Annotated in this window: 12 protein-coding genes; 2 read left to right on the top strand and 10 right to left on the bottom strand. The window is 45.8% G+C overall.

Features of this window, described 5'->3' with window-relative positions:
• Nucleotides 1-15: 15 nt before the first annotated feature.
• The 9 genes from CZ360_RS11440 to CZ360_RS11400 form a co-directional block, all read right to left on the bottom strand.
• Nucleotides 16-1,020, bottom strand: a complete 1,005-nt coding sequence (locus CZ360_RS11440; protein WP_077534318.1) for a GGGtGRT protein — start codon at nt 1,018-1,020, stop codon at nt 16-18.
• Nucleotides 1,021-1,039: 19 nt separating this feature from the next.
• Nucleotides 1,040-1,732, bottom strand: a complete 693-nt coding sequence (locus tag CZ360_RS11435; protein WP_077534317.1) for an iron-sulfur cluster assembly scaffold protein — start codon at nt 1,730-1,732, stop codon at nt 1,040-1,042.
• Between the two features lie 181 nt (nt 1,733-1,913).
• The gene (locus CZ360_RS11430) at nt 1,914-2,294 is read right to left on the bottom strand and encodes a DUF3783 domain-containing protein (protein WP_159438266.1); all 381 of its coding nucleotides are present in this window, start codon (nt 2,292-2,294) and stop codon (nt 1,914-1,916) included.
• 14 nt (nt 2,295-2,308) lie between these two features.
• Nucleotides 2,309-3,118, bottom strand: coding sequence for an MBL fold metallo-hydrolase (locus tag CZ360_RS11425; RefSeq protein ID WP_077534315.1), 810 nt, complete (start codon nt 3,116-3,118; stop codon nt 2,309-2,311).
• 3 nt (nt 3,119-3,121) lie between these two features.
• Entirely contained in the window at nt 3,122-3,535 is a 414-nt protein-coding gene (locus tag CZ360_RS11420; RefSeq protein ID WP_077534314.1) for a DUF3842 family protein, read from the bottom strand.
• Between the two features lie 268 nt (nt 3,536-3,803).
• Complete coding sequence (locus tag CZ360_RS11415; RefSeq protein WP_077534313.1) at nt 3,804-5,036, bottom strand: uracil-xanthine permease family protein; 1,233 nt, start codon at nt 5,034-5,036, stop codon at nt 3,804-3,806.
• A 133-nt stretch (nt 5,037-5,169) separates the two neighbouring features.
• Nucleotides 5,170-5,907, bottom strand: a complete 738-nt coding sequence (locus tag CZ360_RS11410) for a YebC/PmpR family DNA-binding transcriptional regulator (protein WP_077534312.1) — start codon at nt 5,905-5,907, stop codon at nt 5,170-5,172.
• 399 nt (nt 5,908-6,306) lie between these two features.
• Entirely contained in the window at nt 6,307-8,787 is a 2,481-nt protein-coding gene (locus CZ360_RS11405; RefSeq protein WP_077534311.1) for a YfhO family protein, read from the bottom strand.
• Nucleotides 8,788-8,840: 53 nt separating this feature from the next.
• Nucleotides 8,841-9,272, bottom strand: coding sequence for a GNAT family N-acetyltransferase (locus tag CZ360_RS11400; protein WP_077534310.1), 432 nt, complete (start codon nt 9,270-9,272; stop codon nt 8,841-8,843).
• Nucleotides 9,273-9,472: 200 nt separating this feature from the next.
• Here CZ360_RS11400 and yfbR point away from each other — a divergent pair, with 200 nt between their 5' ends.
• Both yfbR and CZ360_RS11390 read left to right on the top strand, forming a co-directional pair.
• Complete coding sequence (gene yfbR, locus CZ360_RS11395) at nt 9,473-10,039, top strand: 5'-deoxynucleotidase (RefSeq protein WP_229408050.1); 567 nt, start codon at nt 9,473-9,475, stop codon at nt 10,037-10,039.
• A 120-nt stretch (nt 10,040-10,159) separates the two neighbouring features.
• A complete protein-coding gene (locus tag CZ360_RS11390; protein WP_077534831.1) occupies nt 10,160-11,512 on the top strand; it encodes a sugar transferase in 1,353 nt (450 codons plus the stop codon).
• 16 nt (nt 11,513-11,528) lie between these two features.
• Here the strand turns inward: CZ360_RS11390 and CZ360_RS11385 are convergent, their stop codons facing one another.
• On the bottom strand, nt 11,529-12,491 hold the full coding sequence (locus tag CZ360_RS11385) for an ATP-binding protein (protein WP_077534308.1): 963 nt from the start codon (nt 12,489-12,491) through the stop codon (nt 11,529-11,531).
• Nucleotides 12,492-12,496 lie beyond the last annotated feature (5 nt).

The raw sequence follows: 12,496 nt of genomic DNA, 5'->3' as shown, positions 1-12,496 counted from the left end.
GATTCATGCGGATTCTTATTTGTTTTTCATTGCTTCTTCGACAGCAACAGCACAAGCAACAGTAGCACCAACCATCGGGTTGTTGCCCATGCCGATGAGACCCATCATTTCCACGTGAGCCGGAACAGAAGAGGATCCTGCAAACTGAGCGTCAGAGTGCATACGGCCCATGGTATCAGTCATACCGTAGGACGCAGGACCAGCAGCCATGTTGTCCGGGTGCAGGGTACGACCCGTGCCGCCGCCGGACGCAACAGAGAAATATTTCTTACCCTGTTCGACACATTCTTTTTTATAGGTTCCCGCAACTGGATGCTGGAATCTGGTCGGATTGGTAGAGTTCCCGGTGATAGAAACATCAACGCCTTCCTTGTGCATGATCGCAACGCCTTCAGTTACGTCGTTTGCGCCGTAGCAGTTAACCTTTGCTCTTAAACCGGTAGAATAGGATTTACGGAAAACCTCTTTTACTTCTCCGGTATAGTAATCCATTTCAGTTTCAACATAGGTAAAGCCGTTGATTCTGGAGATGATCTGAGCAGCGTCCTTGCCGAGGCCGTTGAGGATAACTCTTAACGGTTTCTGGCGAACTTTGTTTGCCTTTTCGGCGATTCCGATCGCACCTTCCGCAGCAGCAAAGGATTCGTGGCCAGCCAGGAAAGCAAAGCATTCAGTTTCTTCTTCCAGCAGCATTTTGCCGAGATTCCCATGGCCCAAGCCAACCTTACGCTGGTCAGCAACAGAACCCGGAATGCAGAAAGCCTGCAGGCCTTCCCCGATTGCAGCTGCAGCGTCAGCCGCTCTGGTGCAGCCCTTTTTGATTGCAATTGCAACACCAACAGTGTAAGCCCAGCAAGCGTTTTCGAAGCAAATCGGCTGAATTGCTTTTACCTGGTCATAGATGTTCAGGCCGGCATCCTTTGTAATTTTTTCAGCTTCTTCAATGGAAGCAATTCCATAACTATTCAGAACAGAATTGATTTTATCAATTCTTCTTTCATAAGATTCAAATAAAGCCATCTTCGTGTTACCTCCTCAATTACTCTTCACGCGGGTCGATGATTTTTGCAGCGTCAGCAACACGGCCATACTGACCTTTGGATTTTTCAAATGCTGTTGCAGCGTCATCGCCTTTTTTCATGAAGTCCATCATTTTGCCGAAGTTGACGAACTGATAACCAATGATTTCATTGTCTTCGTCAAGAGCAATCCCGGTGACATAGCCTTCTGCCATTTCCAGGTAACGCGGACCTTTTTTCAATGTTCCATACATAGTACCAACCTGAGAACGAAGCCCTTTTCCGAGGTCTTCCAGGCCAGCGCCGACCGGTAAGCCGTCTTCAGAGAAAGCACTCTGAGTTCTGCCGTATACAATCTGCAGGAACAGTTCTCTCATTGCAGTATTGATTGCGTCACAAACAAGGTCAGTGTTCAGCGCTTCCAAAACAGTTCTGCCCGGCAGAATTTCAGAAGCCATTGCAGCGGAATGAGTCATCCCAGAACATCCGATGGTTTCCACCAGCGCTTCCTGAATGATTCCCTCTTTTACATTCAAGGTTAATTTACAGGTACCCTGCTGCGGAGCACACCAGCCAATACCGTGTGTTAAACCGGAAATATCAGTAATCTCTTTTGCCTTCACCCATTTGGCTTCTTCCGGGATCGGAGCAGCACCATGAGCAACGCCTTGTGCCACTGGACACATTTTCTCTACTTCATGTGAATAAATCATTTGAAAACTCCTTTCGGTTTTACCTTAATCAACTGTATAAGACTTTATACGTCTACGGCACTTTACCACATATCATTATAATCATTTTTTTCCGTTTAATCAAGTATATTTTTGTTATCAATTTAACAGATCGGAATTTTGCTGAAAAACCGATCTTTTTCTACCCTCTTTTGGTTTAAAGTTACTTTTGATGGACGCCCAGGCTTTCCCGTTCCCGGCAGAGCTCCTCAAACAGTTCCGAAACCTTCCAGGAACTGTTATGCTGTGTCACTACCGCTTTGATCAGGTGGGGCGCAGCCGGACGCAGTTCGTTCAAAACGGTTTGGAAACGTTTCTCCGCAACCCCGCTGAAGAGCAAAAAAGCTTCTGGCAGCCGCTCCGAGACAGTGGATTCTAATTCCTTTTGCCCGCCCTGCAGACATTCTGCAACCGTCTGCTCCAGCTCGCTGTCGCTTAAAAGCCGAACCGGTACATCCAAGCGCTTCAGTACTTCTGCAATTTTCTCATTCTCTTTTGGATAATACAGCACTAGCTCCTGCGGCTTTACAATTCTTGCTTTCATTCTTATTTCCTCACTCATAGTTTTTCCGGGTTATAAAATACCGTCACACAGCCATGCCGGTATTTGCAGGCATCTCCCCCGACTGTCCGGGTAGGCTTGCCTGCGGCGCCGCCCAAAATTTCCAAACAGCATTCTTCCAGATCAGGAACCACCTCGTCTTCCAGCGCATCAACTCCATGACCACAATAAATCCGGCCCGCTTCGGCAAGCAATGGCTTTAGTTGTCTCAGCTTGTCCAGATATTCGTGCAGGGGAACTGAATACTCTAGAAACAGCCACGGAGACGGGTTAACAGAATCTCCGGAAAAGAGAATGCGGGAGGACTCATCATAAAACATCAGAGAGCCCGGTGTATGTCCGGGAAAAGCGATAGTTCTCAACGTAATCCCGCCTAAATCAATGATATCTCCATCGTCGATGGACTGATAATCAAACGAGGTGACCCGATTGATTCCCTTTTCGATTTGATTGAGCTTGTCCGGGTTATCCGTTACGCAGGCTCTCACATACCGCATCCGGAAATCGAGTCCCATGGATTCCGGCATCAGAAACGCATCGCGCTCATTGACATAAATTTCATCAAACAACGGATTACCGCCCGCATGGTCTGTATGCAGATGGGTAGTCAGAACCATCACCGGCAGGTCAGTCAATTCTTCAACAACCTCCCTCAGATTCCCAATTCCGGCGCCGGTATCGATCAGAGCAGCCTTTTTCTTTCCTATCACCAAGGCCATTGTGTCTACCTGATGATCCAAATCCTCCGCAATGATATAGGTATAGTCGTTTACCTGATGGACTTGATATAAATTGACTTTGCTCATTGATCAGATCTTCCCTTCTATCTGTTCTGCAATCATTTGAACTGCCTCTTCGATATACTGTACAATCGGCTTAGTTTGCGTGCCGACTACTACAGCATTACATTTTGCAATTGGAATTAAAATTTTCTGCGCCTGGCTTTCTGATACAGCCGCAGCCATGCTTGGCGAAACCTCCCCGAACATGGAATTTGCCAGCAGAATTCCTACCGGTCCGGCGATTACATCAGCACGCTTGCTGTTATAGATCACTGCATTTTCCCCGGTTGCACCCGCGTCAGCACCCGCCTTTAACATCGCTGAGGCTGCGCCGGAGTTCGTCCCGACTGCCACCACCTGCTCATCCGGCAGCCGCTTTTTCAATTGCTCAATCAGGGATCGGCCAATGCCGCCGCCCTGTCCGTCGATTACTAAAATCATCGTTTGACTATGGCTTTCGCGCAGTGAAAGCCTCCTCCTTTCGGAATTGTGGTTGGTTTTGCAAAGCCAAATCGATGCCTGATGAGACAGCGAAAACTGCAAAACTGGGTTTGAAAGATTACACTTTCAAAATTTTCCACATATAAAATTACCTTTTTTATTATAGCACTGTCCGGGAAAGAAATCTAGAAGAAAGCAAAAGGAAACATTCTTTATGATATAAAAAAAGCTCTGCAAATTTTATCTGCAGAGCTTTTTACTTTTGATATTATTCTTCTAACGGCAGTAATTTGTTCGCAGCAACACCGACAACAACTGCAACAAACAATCCGGAAATCTGGAAATCGCCAAAGCTGATTCCGCTGCTCAGGCCTAGGCCAAATACCAGGATCAGTCCGGTAATCAGCAGGTTTCTGCTATGAGCAAAATCAAGCTGCGCTTCTGTTATGGTGCGCATACCGACCGCGGCGATCATTCCGAAAAGGACAACCGCCATCCCGCCTTTTACTGCATCCGGAATACAGAGAATCACTGCTCCAACCTTTCCGAACAGCCCCAGCGCAATTGCAAAAACTGCGGCAATCTTTAAAACGATAGTATCGTATACCTTTGTAACAGCCAAAACGCCGGTATTTTCAGAATAGGTGGTATTGGCAGGCCCACCCAATAGTCCGGCCGCCATGGTAGCAAGCCCGTCCCCGATCAGAGTTCTGTGGAGTCCCGGATCCTCCAGGAAATCCTTCCCAACAACCGATCCGTTTGTGGTGACGTCCCCAATATGCTCCATAAAGGTTACAAAAGCAATCGGCGCAAGCAAGGCAACCGCTTCAAGATTAAATTCCGGAAGGGTGAAGAACTCACCTATTTTCCAGAACGGACTGATAATACTGGCGTCCGCAATCGGCTGAAAATCAACCAATCCCGGACAAACACCAGTCAACGTTAAAATAATGGACAGGATGTAGCCGCCCAAAAGGCCAATTAGAATAGGAACCAGTTTGAAGAAGCCCTTGGCAAAGATAGAAACCACAACAATAATAATTAGAACAAATACTGCAACCCACCAGTTTGTTTTTGCCATCTCAATCCCGGTTGGCGCAAGAGTTAAACCGATCACAACAATGACCGGCCCGGTTACAACCGGAGGAAACAGGCTGCGTACCCGCTTTACACCGATCAGCTTAACCAGCAGCGCCAGCAAAAGATAAACCGCGCCGGCAACGATAATGCCGCCCTGTGTGGCAGGGATTCCATATTTTGGAATCGTAATCTGCAAAGCAGCAAGAAACGCAAAACTGGAACCGACAAACACCGGTACCTTATGCCCGGTCACAAAATGGAAAATCAGCGTCCCAATCCCAGCGCAGATAAGCGCGACAGACGGGTTGAGTCCAGTCAGCGCCGGCACAAGCACAGTGGAACCAAACATGGCAAACAGATGCTGAATTCCCAGCAGAAGGGTAGCGCCTTTTGATAATTCCTTAGTTGAAGTAACTACCATATCAATGTCCTCCTAATTTTCAAATTCGCTTTATTGTATCACAATATGAATAATTTGTAAAGAAAAATCGAATTTCCTCAGGTTTGCAAAATAAAGGGATCTGTCTTTTAAAACAGATCCCCCATTCTCTTATTTATTCCCCGTCATCCTGGTTCTCCCAGTTATGGAAAACATTCTGTACATCATCGTTTTCTTCGAGTGCATCCAGCAGTAAGTTCATCTTCCGAATATGTTCCGGTTCTGTCAGCTGCGTATAAGTGCTCGGAACCTGCTCTACCTCTGCAGAAATAACCGTATAGCCTTTTCCTTCAAGAAATTCCCGGACATCCCCGCATTCCGCCGGCAAGGTTTCGATTTCAACTGCTTCTTCCCCAAAATCAAAATCCTCGACTCCGGCTTCCATGCAATCCTCCATTACCTTTTCCTCATCCAAACCGTCGTTTTCCAATATGACGATTCCCTTGGTGGAGAACATATAGGAAACACATCCGGACGTCCCAAGGTTTCCGCCGAATTTATCAAAGTAATGGCGAACCTCTCCGGCAGTACGGTTTTTGTTGTCCGTCAGTGCTTCTACAATTACAGCAACGCCATTCGGGCCGTATCCTTCATAGACCATGCTCTCATAGTTATTTTTATCATCGCCGCCGGCAGCCTTTTTAATAACCCGGTCAATATTATCGTTCGGAACGTTATTCTGTTTCGCCTTTGCAATCAGGTCGCGCAGTTTTCCGTTCGCAGCCGGATCTGCCCCGCCTTCTTTGACGGCAACCATGATTTCACGTCCGATTTTAGTAAAAACCTTTGCACGCTGAGCATCGGTTTTTCCCTTTTTGTGCATAATATTTTTCCATTTGGAATGTCCTGACATAACTAAAACACAAGCCTTTCTCAAAATTTTACTTCATTTACGGTTATCTATTATATACTATTTTTCGATTGTTAGCAACACTTATCCTGTTTCTTTCATTTGAACTTGACAATTTTTTCTTGGCATAAACCACAATGTTTTGCGAAAACTATTTTCGTCAAAGAAAAATCTTTGACAAAAAAACAAATGAGGTGAAATCATGTCTGCAAAAAACAAAAGTAACAATTGTCCGAGCAATAACGTGAATCCGCAGAATAAAAATAATCCGTCTGCTCAGAACAAAAAACAGTCTCAGTTTAATAATAAAAAACAAAATCCAGAAGCTCAGAACAAGTTCGAAAATGATTGTCGTTAGTTCGTGTTCCTAGCTGTTTCCCCTTTACAAAAAAGAGCTGTTAATCAGCTCTTTTTTGTTTTGCCGTCTTTCTCCTCCTGCGTCGAACTGTCAGACAGCACTGCCTTGATATAGGCATATTGCGCACGATTAATGCCATCCGGCTCCGCATAAGGCAGCCGATGCCTCTTTGCCCTTACCTTTGCCTCCGGATGCTTTCTGCGATACCGCCTCATATACCATACATAAAGTATCCATACATTCAGCGCCGCAAAGCTGACAGCGATCCCCTCATAAAGCCCCGGCGTCCGATAGCGGAACACGATTGTATTTTCGCCCGCAGGAGCTTTTACAGCCATAAAGCCGACATTCGCTTTGACAATTTCTGTTTTCTCCCCATTGACATACGCCGTCCAACCGCGTTCATAGGGTACGGAATAGAACACCAGGTTATCACGGGATAGCGTGATTTGAGAAGTAAAGCCATTGGTATCATAGGTAAACTCTGTCCCCGCGCCGGCCGCCCGGTCCTGGCAATCCAGATAATAATCCTCCTCTGTAATGTCGGGCATCTGGTCCTCCGGCAGACGTTCCAGAATATCGCTGTATTTTTGCGCGTCCTCATCAGATAAAAGAATAGCCCGGAGCATCAGCTTATCTTTACTGGAGGCCAGATAATTTTCCTGAACAGTGCTGTCCGCGTAATAGTCATAGGTAAAGCCCATCGGGATAAAGTATTGGTTTTCATATACATTCAGCCCGTTCTGCTGGCCTATCAGTTCAAAGCCATACAGCGAGGGCTGCTCTTCCTCATCGATCTCCGCAAAGAGATATTTTACACTGGTCAATGCTCTCAGCCCATAATAGGATAATTCCGGCCTGGACGCGACATCCCGATCAATATCGATATTTTCATAGAATTCCATAATCGAAGCCGGGACAACAGAATGGAAGCACTGAATCGTAGACATATCCCAGTACATCGGCATGTTGTCCAATAGCTCATACTCGTCCACCCGGTAAAATTCGCTTTCATCCAGAGTAAAGTTTTCTTTTCCCTTAATTCCCTGCTCGACCACTAAATCATAAATATCTCCGGAGGCATGCTGCTTGCCGGTGCCAATTACCATCATGGTGCTGATTACCGAAATCAGGCAGATAAAACCGGCTGCCTGTCGGTAAAACACCTTGCTATGACGGGTCTGGTAATAGAGTACCCAGAGCAGTAAAACCGAAAGCAGCGCAATCAGGACATATGCCCACAAGCGCTCAGGATACGGTTCAAACTGGAACCACTTTACCACTCCGTCCTCGTCCTTGGTCGGCAGCACTCCGATCAGTGCAAACGCGCATACCATTACGGTACAGAATTTTATCCCAAACGAGAAATCCATCTTAACATCCTGCAGCGCAAAACAGGTGGCAAGACACATCATCAATACCGGCATATAAAACCAGCGGGCATAATAGCTGGAATTAAAAGCATAGAAAGAGCTATTCAAAATAGGAACCAGCGCCATAATCCCGCAGATAAGCAAAATCCGCTTCAGCCAATGCTTTTTGGCATACCTGCAAAAGACTGCTACACCACTCATACTGAAGAGCGGCAGATAAGCCGAAACGGACGACCATTTGGCATTGGAATCCGGAAAGAAATTCGGCCGGGATGGGATATCCGGCGGGAAAAACAGGCTTTGAAGAATCAATCCATAACGCTGCACATTATTATAAAGCAGCATATTCATTCCGTAATACATCGAGCTGGTTCTCGGATTATCAATAATCGCCAGCGCAGAGGGAAGGAGCACGATACAGGCAAGCAGAACGCCCAGCACCGCCTCAAATAGCAGGAGCAGGAATTTCTTGGCATTGATCCGAAAATCCGGTGAGAAACACCGAACAATAAAATAAATAATTGTAAAGGTAACCTGTCCGAAAAAGAAGAAATAGTTTACTACCGCGCATAATGCAACCGCAAGCGCAAAGCATCCTCTTCTCCCATTCACGACAAACTCTTCCAGCGCAACCAGCAGCAGAGGAAATAAAATAACCGCCTCATGGAAATGGTTGAAAAAGATATTAAACTGGTTGAACCCGCAGAACGCATACATCAGCGCCCCTATAACCGCGTAGTAATTATTCTTGGTAAAACGCTTTAAAAAAGCAAAGCCTGTCAGCCCCGCGCATCCAAACTTTAAGATCAGCAAAGGCCCCATTAAGAGCGGAACCATGCTGCTGGGAAAAGCAAGGGTTAAAAGGAAAAAGGGACTGGTGAGCAGATAAAAGCTGTACGAACCGATAAAATTGGCACCGAGGTCTGTCCCCCAATCCCAAAAAATCTGCCCGTCCCGAATCGCGTCATGTGCATGAAGATAAAATGGGATCTGCTGGACATTAAAATCCCCGTAATACAAAAAATATCCCTTTTCATAGATTATGAATGGGAGAAAGATGACTGCCGCAACAATCAGGCTGATCACGAAGATATTCAGATAATCATTCCGAAAAAAGAATACTTTCCTGTTGTTCTGCAAAGACTGGTTCATATTACTTGAATTCCTTTCCTATGGTCTTTTTAAAAACACGGCTGCTCCCGCCGTCAGATCGAACCAACAAGGTTTTTTCTCATAAAGAGTTCCGCCGGCTGATCAAAAGGGCAATGATCCAAGATCAGACAGCCGCAGTCCCGGTATCCCAGTTTACGGTAAAACTGCTGCGCCGGCTCATCCGCCTGAGTAGAGACCAATACCATCTGATAGCCGTCTCTTCTCATTTCTGTTTCCCAATACTCCATCGTCCGCTTGCCATAGCCGTGTCCCCGCGCTTCCGGAATGATGGAAATCAAATTCAAAAACGGAATCATATCCCATAATACATTATAATGAAACAGGCCTACTGGAATTTGATCCCGGAAAATTACATATCCGAAACGTCCGCGTACCTTTTGCAGAAATCCCGCTTCTGTTACATGTTTATCGATCGAAAGCCAGAATGGCTTGTCCGCCTCAGTAACATATCTGATCGTCAGCATCTTCTCCCCCGCTATCGTCCTCTTATAAAATATTATTTTTATTATAACACATTTTTCCAAAAAGGACATCTGTACAGGATTTTTTCCAATTGTTTCACGATTTTATCATAGACTTTTCAGCATTCTTATACTATACTATATAATTGTGAAAAGTAATGTCAACGACTGGAGGAAACGGGATGAGAGGGAATTTTTATTCAATGGTTCTCCGGATGAAATATGTCAACCGCTGGGGCCTGATGCGCAACACCTGGAAAGAAAGCCTGTCCGAGCATAGTTTAGACGTCTCCATTCTTGCCCATGCTCTAGCTGTGATTGCGAAGAAACGGTTTGACCGGCAGGTTGACCCGCAAAGGGCTGCTATGCTGGCACTGTTTCATGATGCAGCCGAAATTATTACCGGCGACCTGCCCACGCCGGTGAAATATTATAACAATGATATCTGTACTGCCTATAAGCAGATTGAAAAGGCAGCGAACTGTACCCTTCTCGATATGCTGCCGGATGATTTCCGCGAGGAATACGAGCCGTTTTTTCTGCCGGAAGAAAGCGACGACTATCTTTGGATACTGGTAAAAGCAGCGGACAAGCTCTCCGCGCTGATCAAATGCATGGAGGAGGAACAGTCCGGCAATCCCGAATTCTCTGTTGCCAAGCAAGCGCAGCTTGAGTCTCTACATAGGATGGAGCTTCCCGAAGCAGAGCTTTTTTTGCAGGAATTTTTGGACGGATTTTCCAAAACCTTGGACGAACAATCCCTGGATTAGTTGAAAAAAGAAGCAGACAATGGTATAATTTAAAAATATGTTAAATATCGACCTCAAGCGTTTGGAGGGTTTCACTTGAGACATCGTGTACGAAAATTTCAGCGAAGTATTGTCTTTGTCATGAAAATTTTATTATATTTTGCGTTATTCGCAACCTTTTTCCTGCTCTTTGCGATTGACTATCCCTATATTCTGAAGCTGTCCCGTACAGCCGCGATTACCATGGTGACCTTTGTTGTGCTGGGAACAGCCCTGTTGTCTGTATACGGAGGGTACGCAATCGGAAAGCAAAAGAGCAAACCGATTATCCATTCCATGATACTGGCAACGGTGATTACTGACCTGTTTACCTATTTTGAATTTTGTATCATGAACGCCAGTCCGGCAAATAACTATGCATTCCGGCTCGCCGCGCCTGAAATGCTGCTGTTGATCCTCATCATTCAAATTTTGGTCATCATTGGCTGGACCTATTTTGGAAATTTCGTTTATTTCTCTATTACACCGCCGGAACGGGTATGCATTATTACATCTTCTAAAATCAGCCTCGGAAATGTCCTGCCTAAAATCCGCAAATATAAAAAGCAATATCAGGTGGCTGATATTATCGACTATAAGAGCGAGGACATTTTTGAAATGATTCTCCGCAATGATACAGTATTCTTTTATGATGTTCCTTTGCAGGCCAGAACTGCGCTGATTGAATTTTGCTATGACAATATGAAAAATATCTATTACAACCCGGAACTCAGCGATGTGGTGGCGGCAAACGCAAAGCACGTGGTGCTGGACGATAAATCCTTCATGTCCCTGGTGGTAAAGGATCTGTCCCTGGAGCAGCGGTTTATCAAACGCCTGATTGATATCATTTTATCATTTTTGGGTCTGGTCATCGCCAGCCCAATCCTGCTTATTTCCGCTATTTCCATTAAAATTTGCGACGGCGGTAAAATTATGTTCAAGCAAAAGCGGGCGACAAAGGGCGGGCGTATCTTTGAAGTCTATAAATTCCGCACCATGAAGGAAAACGTAAAGAATGTTTCCGCAAAGGTGGACGACGACCGGATTACCTCTGTTGGAAAAATCCTCCGAAAAACGAGGATGGATGAGCTTCCCCAGCTATTCAATATCTTAAAGGGCGATATGAGCGTTGTTGGGCCGCGTCCCGAAATGCTGGAAAATGTGAAGCGTTACACCAAAGAGTTGCCGGAATTTGCCTACCGTTTACGCGTCAAGGCTGGTTTGACCGGCTACGCGCAGATTGTCGGGAAATACAACACATCTCCGAAAGACAAACTGTTTCTTGACTTGATGTATATTGAAAACTACAGCATCTGGCTGGATATTAAGCTGATCTTCCAGACACTGATTGTATTCCTCAAAACGGACAGTACGGAAGGCTTTAAGGAACAGCCGCAGATTGAATTTGTCAAGTATGATGCAAAGCAGTCAAAAAAGAGCAGGGCCGATTAACGCGGCTCTGCTCTTTTTATTTCCGGCAAAGGTTTTGCTGGCGGATGTCTGTCCCGCAGAATTTCAGGCATTTATAAAGTGTCATTAAACGAGAACCTGCTCTTGCCCCGTACCGGGTTTCCAATTGCTTCGGGGTTAAGTTTGTATTGATAATTGTCGGTTTCCCGGCATTCAGCCTGGAATTCAGGATATGGTAAAAGGTCGACTGGTTATAGTTGCTGTCGTATTCCGCTCCGAGATCGTCTAATACCAGCAGGTCTGCGCCCATCACAGTTGCTGTGGTGTTGACGCCCTCCTCTCCTTTGCCAAACCGTTCATTTTGAATCTTTTCAAAGAAGTCCTGGGCTGTTCCATATAAAGCCGTATACCCCGCTTCAATCGCCTCTCTGGCAATAGCGAGGGAAAGGTGTGTTTTTCCCAGGCCCGTATTCCCCATCATCAAAATATTCGGTGACTGGAGTGAGAAGGAAGCCGCATAAGAACGGCAGAACTGATAGATCTGTTTCATTTTCTCATTATCATCGCCCCGATAATAGCCCAGGTCAAAATCCTGGAAGCTGCAAAGGGACATAAAGGTGGAATGATTAAAATCTTCCGCTGCAATTTTCCGTACCAGCATCTTTAGGCAGTCACATCGTTCCCCTTCCACATAGCCGGTATCCCTGCAACGGGAGCAGTGAAATTTTGTTTCCAAATAGTCGGAGGGAAAATGATGTGCCAATAACAGCTCCTTAATCTTTCCCTGCGCACGCTGGTTTTCCTCGATAATTTTGGGCATCACTTCGGACAAATCAGCCGATTTGGCCAGCACGAGCTTGGTCAGCCTGATCACTGACTGAGACATGGTGTCCTCCATACTCAGCACCTGAGGCACCTTTGCAATCACCTCTTCCCGCCGTTTCTGGGCAGCAACCAAAGCCTCCTGTCTGCGGTGGTCTAAAATATTGAATGCCTTTTCATAAATCTCCCGCTTTGTCATCTGCT

The organism is Massiliimalia massiliensis, from assembly GCF_900155615.1.
Lineage (GTDB): Bacteria > Bacillota > Clostridia > Oscillospirales > Ruminococcaceae > Massiliimalia > Massiliimalia massiliensis.
Note: the sequence above shows the minus strand (reverse complement) of the source record. Positions and strands in the feature narration are given on the sequence as shown.